The 15236-nt window shown below is 63.0% G+C and carries 14 protein-coding genes; 8 read left to right on the top strand and 6 right to left on the bottom strand.

Annotation, left to right across the window (positions count from 1 at the left end; genetic code table 11):
* Window positions 1-65 precede the first annotated feature (65 nt).
* Together SB764_RS35830 and SB764_RS35825 are read right to left on the bottom strand one after the other, a co-directional pair.
* Window positions 66-245, bottom strand: a complete 180-nt coding sequence (locus SB764_RS35830) for a DUF3563 family protein (RefSeq protein WP_065059975.1) — start codon at window positions 243-245, stop codon at window positions 66-68.
* A gap of 124 nt (window positions 246-369) precedes the next feature.
* Window positions 370-1563: an alpha/beta hydrolase family esterase gene (locus tag SB764_RS35825; RefSeq protein ID WP_410866220.1), complete on the bottom strand. Its 1194-nt coding sequence runs from the start codon at window positions 1561-1563 to the stop codon at window positions 370-372.
* A gap of 271 nt (window positions 1564-1834) precedes the next feature.
* Between SB764_RS35825 and SB764_RS35820 the strand changes: the two genes are divergently transcribed.
* Complete coding sequence (locus SB764_RS35820; protein ID WP_410866219.1) at window positions 1835-2545, top strand: phosphatase PAP2 family protein; 711 nt, start codon at window positions 1835-1837, stop codon at window positions 2543-2545.
* 100 nt (window positions 2546-2645) lie between these two features.
* Here the strand turns inward: SB764_RS35820 and SB764_RS35815 are convergent, their stop codons facing one another.
* Window positions 2646-3515, bottom strand: coding sequence for a TOBE domain-containing protein (locus SB764_RS35815; RefSeq protein WP_065059978.1), 870 nt, complete (start codon window positions 3513-3515; stop codon window positions 2646-2648).
* A gap of 64 nt (window positions 3516-3579) precedes the next feature.
* Window positions 3580-5100, bottom strand: a complete 1521-nt coding sequence (locus SB764_RS35810; protein WP_410866218.1) for a CHAD domain-containing protein — start codon at window positions 5098-5100, stop codon at window positions 3580-3582.
* 464 nt (window positions 5101-5564) lie between these two features.
* Here SB764_RS35810 and SB764_RS35805 point away from each other — a divergent pair, with 464 nt between their 5' ends.
* The 3 genes from SB764_RS35805 to SB764_RS35795 all read left to right on the top strand — a co-directional run bounded on the left by SB764_RS35805 (window position 5565) and on the right by SB764_RS35795 (window position 9147).
* Window positions 5565-5783: a YdcH family protein gene (locus SB764_RS35805; RefSeq protein ID WP_065059980.1), complete on the top strand. Its 219-nt coding sequence runs from the start codon at window positions 5565-5567 to the stop codon at window positions 5781-5783.
* A gap of 370 nt (window positions 5784-6153) precedes the next feature.
* On the top strand, window positions 6154-7356 hold the full coding sequence (ppk2, locus tag SB764_RS35800) for a polyphosphate kinase 2 (protein WP_234774704.1): 1203 nt from the start codon (window positions 6154-6156) through the stop codon (window positions 7354-7356).
* 591 nt (window positions 7357-7947) lie between these two features.
* On the top strand, window positions 7948-9147 hold the full coding sequence (locus SB764_RS35795; protein WP_410866217.1) for a multidrug effflux MFS transporter: 1200 nt from the start codon (window positions 7948-7950) through the stop codon (window positions 9145-9147).
* Window positions 9148-9208: 61 nt separating this feature from the next.
* Here SB764_RS35795 and SB764_RS35790 read toward each other — a convergent pair whose 3' ends face one another.
* Window positions 9209-10084, bottom strand: coding sequence for a LysR family transcriptional regulator (locus SB764_RS35790; RefSeq protein ID WP_410866216.1), 876 nt, complete (start codon window positions 10082-10084; stop codon window positions 9209-9211).
* A 238-nt stretch (window positions 10085-10322) separates the two neighbouring features.
* Between SB764_RS35790 and SB764_RS35785 the strand changes: the two genes are divergently transcribed.
* From SB764_RS35785 to SB764_RS35770, 4 genes are all read left to right on the top strand, one after another.
* Entirely contained in the window at window positions 10323-12146 is a 1824-nt protein-coding gene (locus SB764_RS35785; protein WP_410866215.1) for a thiamine pyrophosphate-binding protein, read from the top strand.
* Between the two features lie 23 nt (window positions 12147-12169).
* Window positions 12170-12652, top strand: a complete 483-nt coding sequence (locus SB764_RS35780) for a cupin domain-containing protein (protein ID WP_410866214.1) — start codon at window positions 12170-12172, stop codon at window positions 12650-12652.
* A gap of 15 nt (window positions 12653-12667) precedes the next feature.
* Window positions 12668-12967, top strand: a complete 300-nt coding sequence (locus SB764_RS35775; protein WP_410866213.1) for a putative quinol monooxygenase — start codon at window positions 12668-12670, stop codon at window positions 12965-12967.
* 150 nt (window positions 12968-13117) lie between these two features.
* Complete coding sequence (locus SB764_RS35770; protein WP_410866212.1) at window positions 13118-14719, top strand: MFS transporter; 1602 nt, start codon at window positions 13118-13120, stop codon at window positions 14717-14719.
* A gap of 319 nt (window positions 14720-15038) precedes the next feature.
* On the opposite strand, the gene SB764_RS35765 is transcribed toward SB764_RS35770, so the two are convergent.
* The coding region (locus SB764_RS35765) for a hypothetical protein (protein WP_410866211.1) at window positions 15039-15236 on the bottom strand (198 nt) is incomplete at its 5' end.

Genomic DNA, 15236 nt, shown 5'->3' with positions numbered 1-15236 from the left:
ACACCTGCGGGGCGCCATGGTGCGCCCCGTTTGCTTTTCAGACTACTAACGCACTGCCGACTGGCTTAGCCGTAGTGGTTCATCCACGACGGTTGACGGCCGGTCTTCTCGCGATCGAGCTTGCGCATGCGGAATTCCAGGTCATAGATGTCGGCCGATTCAGACAGATAGGCTTCTTCACGCTCTTTGCGCGAAGTTTCGGCGGATTTCGTGAGGAACAGGAAGAGGCGGCTGATCAGGTACATGGTCTGGCTCCGATAATTGGGCACATGCCCGCGGAAGGAATAGAGCCATTATAGGGAAAACCCTGACTAGGGTAAACCCTGAATGTGACACGGATTGTCGCATCTGTTCAACGAATTGCCCGGATCAATCCGCGCCTTGGGCGAGCTCGCCGTCTTCGTAGTAATCGTCGCTTACGGCATCGCGGCGCCTGGATTCGAAAAAGTCCCAGATCATCGCGCTGGCGTCCGGGCCTGCTGACGAGTGGAACGGCACGCTGTCGTCGCCGCCGCTCCAGGCGTGATCGAGTGTGTTCACGCGGCACAGCCGCACCACGCTCGCGCCGTCGCGCGCGTAGTCGTGGAGCGTATAGCCGTCGCCCTCGCTTTCGTGCGACACGACGCCCTGGCGCACGCCATGCGCATCGGCCAGATTGTTCAGACGCAGAAATTGCACCGCGAGCTGCTCCGCATTGACCGGCGCGACTACCGCGTCGGCGTCGCCCTGCACAATCAGCGCGGGCATGCCCGGATACGGACGGCCTGCCAGTTGCTCTTCGACAAGTTCGACGGGATCGTGGTGCAGCCCGCGCCGCATCACGTCGAGCGCGGAGACGCCCGAGCGCGCCTCGCCGAACGCCGGCCCCGAATGCAGCGCCAGCGCCGCGAAGCGGCCCGGCGCACGCACCGCCAGCATCGATGCCAGCCCCGCGCCCGCGGACAGACCCGCCAGATAGACGCGCGAACGATCGAAACCGTGGCGCTGCACGAGCGAATCGACGAGCGAGATGATCGCCGTCACCTCGCCGCCGCCTGCGGGCTGACGCGCGTCATACCAGTGCCAGCACTGATGCGGATGCGCCTGCGCCGATTGCTCCGGATACAGCACGGCGAAACCGTGCTTGTCGGCCAGCAGATTCATGCGCGTGCCTTCCGCGAACGAATCCATCGTCTGTTTACAGCCGTGCAGCATGACCACGAGCGGCATGCCCTTCGTGTCGAGGCCTGGCGGGAGATACAAGCCGTAGGCGAGCGGCCGCGTCATGCTTTTGGCGAGATACTCGTCGCGGTGCCATTCGCCCGCCGCCCACGCCGCAGCACGCGGCCCGACGCGCGATTCACGCACCGGCGGCCGCGCGGGCGCGGGCGACTGCGCCACGTGCACCGCGCGCGCCACCGCTTCGCCTGCGGCATGCGCGGCATGCTGGGCGTCGCGCCACATGGTCTGCACATCCGGCGCATGCACGCCGGCTTCTCGCAACGCCTCGCGGGCGGCGCGTTTCTGGATGGCGAGCAGACGCTGCATGCCACCCGCCCATAGCTTCGTCAGATTCTTCGTCATCAGCGGCCTCGTGAAAGGGGGTCGAACACCCGAGGCGATTTGCCACGGTGATTCGTTGTGCGATGCACAATAACACCATTCCGCGCTGCCTGCAGAAATGCTCATCCGGCTGTCTGGCCGCACCGATCGGGCTCTTTCGTGCAGTGCACCGCACCGGCTCATTTCGCGACGCCGCTATACTGGAAGATCACGCAACGCCATGTCGGCCTACCCGGCCGCTTGCGCGTTAAACAATGGATACCCTCTAACGCCCGCGTCACGGCGCCATGCCATGCCCGACTTACCCGCACACCTCTGGATCTCGATCACCAACCTCGGCAGCGCAGGCCTGACGTTGCCGCTCGCGCTCGGGATCGCGCTGTGGCTGCTCACCGGCTATTCATGGCGCATGGCGGCGAGCTGGCTGCTGCTGCTGGGTGCGTCAATCGGACTCGTCACCGTCACGAAGATCGCGTTTTTGGGCTGGGGCGTGGGCGTGCGTTCCTACGACTTCACGGGCCTGAGCGGACACGCCATGCTCTCCACGGCGGTCTATCCGGTCGCCTTTTTCCTGATGCTGCAAGGCAGCCGCACGGCGCTACGCGCCACGGGCGTGGCGATCGGGCTCGCGGTGGGCATCGCGGTCGGGACGTCGCGCGTGGTGCTGGTCGCGCACTCGCCGTCCGAAGCCGTGACGGGCTGCATCGTCGGCGCGCTCACCGCGCTTGCCTTCGTGGTCTATTGGTGGAAGACGCCGTCCACGCGCATTTCGGCCGCCGTGGTCACGCTGAGTCTGGCCGTGCTCGCATTCGCCGTGCACGACGTGCGCGTGCCTACGCACCGTTGGGTGACGAATCTGGCGCTCACGGTATCGGGGCACAATCAGCCGTACGTGCGCGCCAAGTGGAAAGCCAATCGCAACAGGCTCGCGCCCGGTACGCCGAACGCGCCGGTCTCGCAAACCCGCGACACGCTCACGCCGACGCTGCAACGCGTCGCCTGAGTCCGCATCGGGCATACGCGGCTGCGGCGCTCGCGCGAAGGCGCGCTCGAAACCGGCTCGAAACCGGCTCGAAGCCAGCTCAAGCCACCGCCAAACCACGCTATCCGGCCACGCCCAGCAGCACGCTCGACGCCTTGAACGCGGCCGTCGCGGCCACGCCCACTTCCAGTCCGAGCGCGTCCACGCTTGCCTCCGTGACGATCGCCGCGATCACCACGCCGCCCGGCAACGCCAGCGTCACCTCCGCATTCACCTCGCCGCGCCGCAGCGCGCTCACCGTCCCGCTCAGGCGATTGCGCGTGGAGAGCCGCGCCGCCTCGCCGTCCGCGCCACCGGCCACCAGCAGCACCGACGACGCCTTCACGAGCGCCACCACGTCCGCGCCCACGGCCAGCCCAAGCGACTCGGCGCTCTCGCGCGTCACGATGGCGGCGAGCGTCTGGCCGCCCGGCAACGCGATCGACACCTCGTCGTTGACGGCGCCGCGCACGAGCGCCGTAATCGCACCGTAAAGCTGATTGCGCGCACTGGTGCGCAGACCGAAGCGCCCGAGCACGGCGAGGTCGCCGCTCGCGCCTTCCAGCGCGCCGCCCAGCTCGCTCACGGCCTGCGCCGCGCGTTCGAGGAAACGGCGATGCTCGCGTTCGATCGCGCGATACGTGTCGATGAGGCGCAGCGCACGCGGCGTGAGCGTCGTGCCGCCGCCGCCCTTGCCGCCGGCCGCGCGCTCGACGAGCGTCTCGCCGGCGAGGTTGTTCATGGCGTCGATGGTGTCCCACGCGCCCTTGTAGCTCATGCCGACGGCCTTGGCCGCGCCCGTGATCGAGCCGGTCTCGCGAATCGCCGCCAGCAGCGCAATGCGCGCCGCACCGCCGAGCATCTGCGCGCCCGCCTGGAACCACACCGAGCCGCCGACGCCCAGCTCGCGCGCGTCAGCGTCGGGAACGGGCGGGGAAGGAAAATCGCTCATCGCGCCAACCTGGAAAGAGTTCGGATCGAGCGTCGATTATAGGTACCGCGGCAGACGCCAGGCGTCACGCGCCGCGCGACACCTTCGGCGGCGGCAACTCGCGCAGCAGCCGCTCGCCCTCCTTCGCCGTGTAACGCTTGACCGCCTCGCACCAGCCGCGCGCGAAACCAAGCTGATACGGCTCGGCATCCATGCGTTCGAGATAGCGCAGCGCGACGGCCGCGTCGTTGCCGTCGCCGAGCACGCTTTGCAGCCGCGACAGCGTGCGCGCGGTCTGCGTGCGCGTGCGGCGCGAGGTGATCGACGTGAAGAATTCCAGCGTGTAGCGCAGATATTTCGCGGCGATACGCACGCGATGGCGGCTGGCTTCGTCGATGGCGGTGAGCTTCTGCGTCTGCGCGAGGCGCTCGAAATAACGCCGCACGCGCTTCCTCGCATGCCGATACAGCGAACGTCCGTCCTCGTTCGACGCACCGGACCGACGCGCCAGCGCCGCCAGCCACTGAAGCCACGCGAGCGCCGCGTGGGCGTAACGCGGCGACGCCAGCGCCTCGCGCACGCGCGCACGCGCGGCGGCGCGTTGCGCTTCGGCCGCGTCGCGCAGCTCGTTCCAGCGCGCGGGTTCGGTATCGGCGCCCGCGAGCGCGGGCAGCGTCGACTCGACGAACACATCGCGATCGCGCGCCTCGCCGAGCAGGCCGCCCAGCCATTTCAGCTCGGGCGCGATGTGCGTGTTCCAGACCGCGTCGCGCCAGCGCGAAAAAATCCGCATCGCCGTGCGCAGTCGCCGCTGCGACACACGCATCTGATGAATGAACTCCGTGTTCGGCGAATCGCGCACACCCGCGTCGTTGCCGAACCATTGGGCGCTGATGTTCGCGCCAATCGCGAGCAGCGCGGCCTCGGCGGTCGCCGCACCGCGCAGATCGACGGGATCGGCGTGAACGGCGGCGACGTCTCCCGCCGCGCAGCCCGCCGCCGCGCGCTCGAGCGCATCGGTCACACGCACGAAGGCCGGCAGCACGTCGACGATGTCGTGCGCGCAGGCGAACAGCGCATCGACGAGCGGTGCGGCGTCGGCGCCCTCGTCCCACGCGACGCTCACGCGCAATTCGTGCAATTCGTGCAGTTCGCGCAATGCATTCCGTTCCTCGGCCTCGCGCGAGGGCGCGAGTGCGTCGCGCACATCGGCATCGAGCACGACCTCGGTGCTCACGCCTTCGCGCGTCCAGCGCCACGCATGGCGTTCGCCCGCGAGCGCCGCCACCGGCTCCGGTGCGCCCGCCGCCGCCAGCGCTTCGCGAAAGGGCGCGGGCGCGGCGTCGAACAGCGCGCTCTCGATATCTTCGGCTTCGAGCGGCGCGTCGAAAATCGGCTCGACGATGCGGATGCCCGGCGTGAACGTGCGGCGACGCGACACCACCACGCCATGCACCGCGCCGCGCGTCTCGACGGCGAGCCGCCAGCCGCCCCGCGCGAGCGCGCCGCCCCGATCGAACATGACGCGGCGCATCGACGCACCTGCATCGGTGGCATCGGTGGCATCGGTGGCATCGGTGGCATCGAGCGCGCAGAGCTGCGGCAACGCGGCGCTGACGATAGCGGCGAATGCGCCGGGAGCCGAGCCGCGCGAAGCGGACGCATCAGGCGAAACAGCGGAACGAGGCGCAGGGGACGAGGCGCAAGACGCGGTAGATCCGGCGGACCGGTCGGCATGAGCGGCCGGAGCGGCTGGTGGGGCGGCGCGCACGACGTCGAGCACGATTTCCAGAACGCGGGTCATTGACGCTCCGAGTTGTCGGTGGGCGGCAGGTGGGGCGGCAGAGGGGACGGCAAGCAGCAAGGTCGCCAGTCACTGGAGCGGCATCCTGCGGCGGCGGCGCTGCTGTCCTGATATTACACGCGCGCCGTACGCTCTGCGCCCGACGGCATCCCCCGATTGACTCACACGATTTGTACGACTTGATAACGGTCAAAATCGTAAAAACGCGACGGTGAAACAATGCTTACATAACCTGTCGATGTTCTCCGTTCCATAAGGAGTATTGAGTGTTTCCCGAATTCCGCGAGCTTATCTCCCACCTCAAGATTCAGGACGATCATTTCGCCCGCCTCTTCAATCGCCACAACGATCTGGACCAGCAAATCAAGAATATGGAAGCCGGCATCGTGCCCGCGAATGGCATGGCCATCGAGCAACTGAAGAAAGAAAAGCTGCAACTCAAAGATTCGCTCTATCTGATTTTGCGCAAGGCAGCAGACGCGTAAGCGGCGGCCTCCGGCAGCGTGTCGCGCGCGGTTGCCGGTTACCGGTTGCCAGTTGCTGGCAGCCGTGTCCCGGCGGCCAGCGCCGACAACACGCGCACGCCATCGGGCGCAACCTGGCCTGGCCGCCCGAACGGCCGACCGCCTGCCGCCCCGGGCATCCGTCCTTCGCGGTATCCAACGCTTTGTCGCTATCAAGCGTTGTCCAGCGCTTTCCAGCGCTTTCCAGCGCCGCCTTGCGGACTCCCGAACGCTTCGTTCGCACACGTCGCGCAAGCCGCACGCGTCGCGCCTCGCGAGTCTCACCTGTTGCGCCTGTTCAATGCAGTCGGATCGATACCGGCTCACCGTTTCCGTCGAGAGAACCTGACTTATGCCCAAAATCGTTCCCAACGTTTCTTCGCTGACGCCCGCTTCCGCAGGCGCCCGCAACCGCAGCGCGCGCAATGACGACGGCCCCGCCGCGCGCCAACCGGCACTCACGCCGCTCGGCGCGGAACGCCGCACCGTCGACGACGCCGTGGAAGCCGCGACCCAGGTCATCGCCGGCGCGATGCACGATCTCGTCGTGGCCAACGGCGTTGCGCCGCCATCGGCCAATGGCGATGCGCGCATCCATGCAAACGGCGCCGAAACCGACGCCGCAGAAGTCGGCGTCGACATGCCCGCGCCGCTGCTCGACTCCATCGCCGCCCTGATGAAAGGTCTGTCGCCCGACGAAGCCGTGCAATTGCGCAGCCTCATCCTCGAAGGCCAACCGGCCGAGTGGCGCAAGCCGCGCGCGCGTCATCCCGACGAGGAACTCTCGAGCGGCTGGCGCGACGGCGAGTATCCGTATCGCAATCTCATGTCGCGTCGCGCTTACGAGCGGCAAAAGTACCGACTGCAGGTCGAGTTGCTGAAGCTCCAGGCGTGGGTGCGCGAGACCGGCCAGCGCGTCGTCATCCTGTTCGAAGGCCGCGACGCCGCCGGCAAGGGCGGCGCGATCAAGCGCTTCATGGAGCATCTGAATCCGCGCGGCGCGCGCGTGGTCGCGCTCGAAAAGCCCACCGAGGTCGAGCGGGGCCAGTGGTATTTTCAGCGCTACGTGCAGCATCTGCCTTCGGCGGGCGAAATCGTGCTGTTCGATCGCTCCTGGTATAACCGCGCCGGCGTCGAGCGCGTGATGGGCTTTTGCTCGCCCGCCGAATACACCGACTTCATGCAGCAGGTTCCGGAGTTCGAGCGGCAGTTGATCCGCAGCGGCATTCACCTGATCAAGTTCTGGTTTTCGGTAAGTCAGTCCGAGCAGCGCCGCCGTTTCAAGGAGCGCCGCGTGCATCCGCTCAAGCAGTGGAAACTCAGCCCCGTCGATCTCGCCTCGCTCGACAAATGGGACGAGTACACGCAAGCCAAGGAAGCGATGTTCTCGCAAACCGATACGGCAGACGCGCCCTGGACCGTCGTGCGCTCCGATTGCAAGAAACGCGCGCGTCTGAACGCCATGCGCTACGTGCTGCACAAACTGCCGTATGCGAGCCGCGAAACCGAGTCGATTGGGACGGTCGATCCGTTGCTGGTGAGTCGGGCGCTTTGAGGGTTTGAGGGGTTGTCTCGGTCGAGAGGCCAGCCAGGAACGCGCCGCGGGAAACTGCGGCGCGTTTTTCTTTGGCGCGTGGTGCGACGCCTACGTCGCATACTGCGCCGCCCCGTTCCCAAAAGACACTCAATGTAACACCACGAGAAAATCGCTCTGAGCCGCGTGTGTCAAGGTTTTCCGGCTACTCGGCCAGCGCAGGAAAGGGCGCAGAGAAGCTGATTTTTACGCAATTCAAAGCGCGACGCGGGCAAGCCTCCAAGTCCATCCGACACCAATTTATCGAGTCGGGCAGCCAGCTTTTAACTCCCGGGGGTTTGCCGCTACGTCTGCCCCAGTAGGCGGCGGGGGCCCTCTGCGAGCTCAACGGCCTGAGCCCGCAGTCGCTAAGTGCCCACAATCATCTGCTCGCCTTCGTTGGCTGGAGTCCTCGAGCTGATCGAAGGCCACACGCGCAGTTAGCGCATAGATCGAGTGCATCGCGTGTTGGCGATAACAGCAAAAACGCACGACTGCCATGCAGTTTCACGCATTCGCAGCGCAGCGCACGCGGCTTAACATCGGCGCGTCGCTCACCACACCGCTATGCGAATGTCTAACTTCTCACTCATCCTTGTCGTTTCCATGCTGAGCGCCTTCGGCCTCATCGCCTCCGATGTCTACCTCCCGGCCATGCCCGCCATGGCGCATCAATTTGCTATTGGCGCCTGGCAAATGCCGCAGACGGTCTCGGCTTATCTGATCGCGCTGGCCTGCGCGCAACTTTTCTACGGCCCACTGTCCGATCGCTGGGGACGCAAACCCGTGCTCTCGGTCGGGATCCTGCTCTATGTCCTTGGCTCGCTTGGCTGCGCGAGCGCCAACGGGTTCACCAGTTTTCTGGCGTGGCGCATGCTCGAAGCACTCGGCGCCGCATCGGGCCTTGTGATCGGCCGCGCGATCATTGCTGATACCTGCGACAAGAAGAGCTCCGCGAAGGTGTACAGCGTCGTTTATCCGCTTGTCTCGCTCTCACCGGCTCTCGCGCCTGCGATTGGCGGCAATCTGGCCGCGTGGTTCGGCTGGCGCAGCGATTTTCTATTCGTCGCCGCGTTTGGGCTGGTCGCATTCTGCCTCGTGCAGACGTTGCTCAAAGAAACGCGCGTGGCCAGCGCGACGCCTCAACTGATGAATCCATTCGCAGGCTTCGCCGACGTGCTTCGCGACCGCGCATTCGTGCGCTATACGCTCGTCGTCTGCGCGATCTATTGCGCCTGGTTCATTTACCTGACGCAGTCGCCGTTCATCTTCTCGGGCTTTGGCCTGTCCGAGCAGCAAAGCGGTTGGCTGTATCTGCCGCTCACTTTTGGCATCATCTCGGCCAATCTCGTCTCGCGCCGCCTGCTTGACCGTGTCTCCTACGATTCGATTGTCGTAGCCGGAGTCGCGTGTTTCGTTGCGGGCGCAATCGCTTTCGTTGCGTTCCAGTGGTGGGACATGGCACATGTCTTCACGATCGTCCTGCCCATGTTCCTCGTCAGCCTCTCGAACGGTTCCTCGCTGTCGCTCGCGGTGTCGGGCGCGATCGCCAGCGAACATGGACGGGCGGCGACGGCCTCAGGGCTGGTCGGCTTCTTCCAGATCGGCAGCGCGTCGCTCGCGGCAGCAGCGGCGAGCGGTCTGCTAGGGACCGGCAGCCAAGTGCTGGCGATTGGCGTGCCGTGCTGCGCGCTGGTCGCCGCGCTCTCAATCGTGCCACGATGGTACGCCGCGCGGAGAACGTTAGCGCTTCGCAAGGGCGCATGGCGCTAAGCGATCAGTGTGTGCCAGCGACGTTGCCTCGCTGGTTCTCCGCTGTACCGAGGCTTACTCGCTAACGCAGGCGCTCGAAGGATTCGTCGATTGCGTCGATGGCCGCGCGCACGCGCGCGGCACGATTCAAGTCGCCGTGCAATACGAGCCACACCTGATACGGGCGCGCACGCGATCTATCCGGCCACACACGCACGAGCGCATCATCCGTTCTGGCCATATAAACAGGCAATTCGCCAATGCCAATGCCCGCGCGCACGACCGTCGCCAGCATAAGACTCGAACTGACCTCGGCGACGACGCGTCCGTTCGTCGTCGGCTCGCCACAAATGGACGAATCCTGATTGCGCGTAATCGAGGGCTGGTACATCACGAGGTCGTGGCCCTCGAATGCTGTTCCACGCTCGGGTTCGCCGCGTGCGGCGAGATACTCTCTGCTCGCGAACAGACCGACCTCCCATTCCGCCAATTTGCGGCACACGAGATCGGGATTTTCGGGGCGCACCGTTCGAATCGCGAGATCGGCGTCGCGCCGCGCGAGATTCAGCACCTGAATCGACGTGCTCAGCACCACCCGGATGGCGGGATGTTGCACACGCAGCCGTCGCAGCGCCGGCACCACGAAATCGAGGGCGAGCGAATCCGTCGTGGTCACCCGCACTTCGCCTTCAAGGCGATCGTCCGCGCCTTGTGCGCGGCGCTCGAACTCACTGGCCGCGTGCTCCATCGCCTCCGCGGCCTCTATCGATTGCTCGCCAATTGGCGTGGCCACGAATCCCGTTGATGTCTTGAGAAAGAGCTTTGCGCCAAGCGCCTTTTCAAGCGCGGTAAGCCTGCGCCCCACTGTCGCCTGATCGACTTCCAGTCTGGCGGCTGCTTCGCGCAACGTGCCGGACCGATGCACCGCGAGAAATACCCTTGCGTCATCCCAGTTCATGTAGTTCTTTCTTCCACCTGTTTCTAGCATTTTTGCATTGCTTGCCTGCGATTTTACGTGTTGAAGTTTGCGCGCTCAATATGAACAATCCGGTCTAACCCGAATGCGAACGATGCCTCCTCAGGATGGCGGGCCGGACGATTGCGGGTGAACGAATGAAGACCATAAGACGAAATACAACAAATATGCCAATGGCATTAATAAACACAGATCTATCAACCACCGCGAGGGAAGCGTGATGAGTTCCAATCCGTCGTTTAATGTGTCGAAGAGCCTAATGAGGCTTCTGGAATCGCTAGGTATCGGTCATATCTTTCTGGTTCCCGGCAAGATGGTTTACCCGCTCCTCAATGCCGTCGACGAGGCAGAAGGAATTCGCGGTATTGTTGCCGCGCACGAAACGGGCAGCGCATTCATGGCTGACGGCTATGCGCGTGCGAGTCGCAGGTTCGGTGTATGCCTCGCAATCTCGGGGCCCGGCACGATGAACCTGGTTCCGGGCATGGCCGCCGCTCGCGCCGACCGTATTCCTGTCCTGTATCTGGCGGGTGGCATCCCGTCGCAAGCCGAAGGAAAAGGAGCATTTCAGGACGGAACGTTCGGCGGGATCGCTGAAGCAAGCGTGGTCCGCAATCTCGTTGACGACGTCGTGGATCTGAAGAGCCGGCAGAACCTGCAAGCAGAAATGCGTCGCGCGACCAATGGCTTGAACTGGATGCGCCGCGCCCGTTCCTTTGTGAGCATTCCGCTTGATGTACAGGAGGAAACGATCTGCCCGAGCCACGAACTCGAACATCGTCCTTATCAGCAAGGTCATTTCAACTCGCACGACGTCCCGGCAAATGCGGCCGCCGTGCAGGAACTCTGCGCCCAGTATCTGCTGCGCAGCAAGAAGGTCGCTTTCCTGATCGGCGGACGTGGCAACGACGCCGCGACGGCGGCCGTACTGCGCGAGGTCGCGGAGAATTACTGCATTCCCGTCGCCACAACGCTCTCAGGCAAAGGGGCGTTTCCGGAGACTCATCCCCTGGCGCTCGGCGTTTATGGCTTTTCAGGCCACTCGCGCGCGATCCAGCTCATCAATTCGGAGGAGCTCGATGCTCTCGTCGTGTTTGGCTGCGATCTCAATCAACGCGACACCTTGAACTGGAGCCAACATCTTACGGCTGGCAAGGATCTGGTGATTTTCGATGACAGCTTCGACGCGCCGCCAATGGGTCACGTGCCAAACCGTTGCATCTTTTCGGGCATCGGCGCCACACTGCGCCTACTCGCACGACAGGACGCAAGCCCTGCCGAACTCGCGCCTGCCGCGCTCGAACATCGCACGACATGGGTCGAGAGCCTGCAAAGCATCCCGCTCTACGATTCCCGCTTCGAGGCCGCCAATCTTGGCGTTGTTGGAGAAACGGTGTCGCTCTATCCCGGCGATGTGGTGCGCCGACTTTGTGCCAGCATGCCGAAGGACGTGAATGTGGTCGTCGATTCCGGTGCACATCGCATTTTCATGGCTCATTACTGGCTCTCGTCCGGCATGGGCAACTACTTTTCGTCGAGCTCGCTGGCGCCGATGGGTTGGGCCGTTGCAGCGGGCATTGGCATCAAGCTCGCGGCGCCCGATCAACCTTGCCTCGTGGTGACCGGCGATGGCTGCATGTTGATGCACGGCGTGGAAATCCAGACCGCAGCACGCTACGGAATCAAGGTTGTATTCATCGTCCTAAACAATTCGGCGCACGGCGCCATTCACATCGACGCCATCAGCAAGGGCTCCGTCGACGAGCAGTTCAGCAAACTGCCGCGACACGACTGGACGGCCTTCGCAAAGTCGCTGGGCGTCCCATCGCGCAATGTCGACACGCTGGATGGACTCGATAAAGCCGTTGCCGAAGCGCTCGAGGCGCCCGGGCCGTTTGTGGTCGAAGTCGCGACCGGCGTATTTCCTGCACCCAATCGTTACTACGCCGAGTCTTCGCGCCGTTCGCGCGATGTCGCGGCCCCCGGGGAAGAGACGCAAAATCTGGCGAATGCGCGAGACGACGCTCTCCTGCTCGCAGACTGATTGCAAATAAAAATACATTACAGATGAAGACCAAAACGTCAATCCTTGCAACGGCCGCCTCTTCAGGCCGTGGCCGCCTGCTTGCGCTCACCTTCGCAGCTACGCTGGCTGGCATCCTGTGCGGCATCTGCGAACACGCTAACGCAGCGGACGACGATGTCGTTGTGACGCCGCTCATTCATACGTCGCGCTCATGGGATGGCGCCATCTATCAGGCCTGGCCTCAAGGTACGCCGCTGATCGATGTTCAACGCGTGCACGTGCCCGCACATACCATCCTGCCGTGGCATAGCCACGGCGTCGTGAATGCCGTTTATCTGCTCAGCGGAAGCCTGACCGTGGAAAAACGCAATGGCGAATCGCGTACCACCTTCAAGGCAGGTCAAGTTATCGCGGATACCGTGGGTACCGTTCACCACGGATACACGACCGACGAACCCGCGGAGATGATCGTCTTTTTCTCGGGTGCAGAGGGCTTGCCGCTGCGCACGCTCGACAACCACTGAGCATGGAGCGCCAACATGGCTGAAATCGTCGTTTTCTCAATCAATATTGCCAAGTCCGGGATGGAATCGCAGCTTGAAGTGCTGCTCTCGAGCCTCGTCGCCCCGACCACACAGGAAGCGGGAATGATTAAATACGAACTCTGCCGCGACAAGCGTAACCCGCGGGCGTTTGTCTTTCATGAGATCTGGGCAAGCCAGCAAGCGCTGGACGATCATCTGAATACGTCGCACATTGCCGAATATCGGCGACTCGCTCCGGATATGCTCGAACACAAATCGCTGCATATTACGGAGCGTGTCGCGCCCGTTCGCTAAATCGCAACGCGAGCTGCACACGCTCGCCAATCCCATCTGTCGCAACGCCGCCTGCTTTAGTAGCGCGGTGTTGCGCTACCTCGCTGTGTCTTTCACTACTGGTAACCCCAGGACGCCATGCTCCCTCACGCAAAGGCGCACGGAGGAGATATGTCTTCGCCCCGTTGTGCCTGTTCCAACATACAAGCTTCGACGTCTTACGCCGCCCAGCCAGGCGAGCAACGCTCGTTTGGCGAATCGCTGGCCGCCATGGCCGGAATCGGCATCGTCAACATGCTCATCGCGCTCGATCAGACCACGGTTAGCACCGCATTGCCATCGATCGTCGCCTCGCTCGGCGGCTTCGAGTTCTACACATGGATCGCAAGCGCTTATCTGCTAGCCTCGTTGATCTCCGTACCGATCTTTGGCCGGCTCGGTGATTACTATGGCCGAAAATCGTTTGTTGTCGTCGCGATCGTCACATTTACCGTGGCATCCGTGCTGTGTGCCCTCGCGCCAACTATCGGCGCCTTGATTGCCGCACGCGCGTTACAAGGAATTGGTGCGGGCATGATGACCGGCACGGCATTCGCATCGATACCCGATCTATTTCCCGATCCCAAGGCCCGCGCGCGCTGGCAGGTCGTGCTCGCGGCGGCATACGGAATTGGCACCGCCGCCGGCCCGTCTCTAGGCGGCGCATTGACGGATCTTTATGGATGGCGTTCGACCTTCCTTATAAACCTTCCGGTGGGCATTGCAGCGCTTCTTTGCGTGATCCGCTATTTGCCGCGTTCGTCACGCACGATCGAGGGTGGCATACAGATCGACTATGCGGGCGCTGTCATGCTGTCCTTGCTACTCGCTTGCGTGTTGCTTGCTTGCGCAGACGAAGCCTCGCAAGCGTCCGTGAACATCAAGCTGATCGCGACCGCGAGCCTACCGATCGTCTGTACAGTTTTCGTCAAATGCGAACAACGGGCCGCCGCACCGATCATTCCCCTCTACCTCCTGCGCAACCGGCAGATCGCCACCCTGTTATGTCTCTCGCTATTCACGGGTGCGATCATGTTTTCGATGATCTTCTTCACCCCGCTTCTGCTCCAGGCCGGTTTCAATCTTTCCGCTACCCAGGCAGGCAAACTGTCGACGCCGTTGGCCGCCTGCATCGCTGTCGGAAGCCTCCTGAATACGAGCATGGTTACGCGGATCAAACGCCCCGCCTATATTCTGACGACAGGCTTCGCACTGCTTGCACTCGCGTCCCGTGGAATCGCGTGTATCGATTCGGCGAATGCAGCAATCTTTCTGGAACTCGCGTTGTTCAGCGGCGGAATGGGTCTAGGCCTCATCCTCAATAACCTGAATATTTTCGCGCAGGAAATCGCTGGGCGGGACAATGTAGGTATTGCGACCTCGCTATTGCAATCGACGCGCATGGTGGGCGCGCTCGCCGGGGTCTCGATGCTCGGTTCATGGATAAACAGACGGTACGTAAGCGGACTCCCAGCCGTACTTGACGCGTTGCCTGGAGAGGGAAATCGACGCTGGATAGCGCAACTTGGCGATCCACAAATTCTCGTCGATACGGACAAACAGCTACATGTGCTGCGCGCACTGACCGTCGCGCCATTTTCAGGCATCAGTTTGCTGGACGGCTTAAGAACAATGTTTGTTTCAGTTCTGCATTGCGGATTCAACTTTGTTGCAGCTTTGGCTGCAGCAGCATTCCTTTTGACATGGACGGTCAGAAGCATTCGATTTGAGTGAGGCAACGTGCGATAAGGCAAGCAGTCTGCGAGGTAAAGGCCGGTGGTATGGCGCGTCTGGAACATTTGCGCAGCGGACTCAAACTCCGCATCTGGGCGCAACGCCGTTGAACCAATATAACCGCTCGATTTCGCACATCAAACTCATAGCCCACCCACGAAATTTGAATTCAGGGTGAACTCCCCTTTGACTATACGTATCTCAGACGGCCAGTCGAGGGAGGATCGGCTGGCAAAAGGCGAGAGATAAGTTGGACCAACGAACAGGCACGAGTCACCGGACGGCAGGAACCGACATTCGCCGGGCGACCAAGCTGAATTCAGCGAACGACACGTTTGATCACTTCAGTAGTGGTGCCACACCGCAAGTAAGTTAAGGAGGATTGATGGAAATTCTTGAAGCATATTGTGTGGAGCTTGGCAAAGTTGTTGATATCTACGTGAACCGAGCCGGGAATCGTGGAGGCTATTGGGTTTAAGTTAAAGCAGGCGCATCCGCAGTATTTCTGAGTTGCCTG

It is taken from the genome of Paraburkholderia sp. SIMBA_027 (genome assembly GCF_046535315.1).
GTDB lineage: Bacteria > Pseudomonadota > Gammaproteobacteria > Burkholderiales > Burkholderiaceae > Paraburkholderia > Paraburkholderia tropica.
Note: the sequence above shows the minus strand (reverse complement) of the source record. Positions and strands in the feature narration are given on the sequence as shown.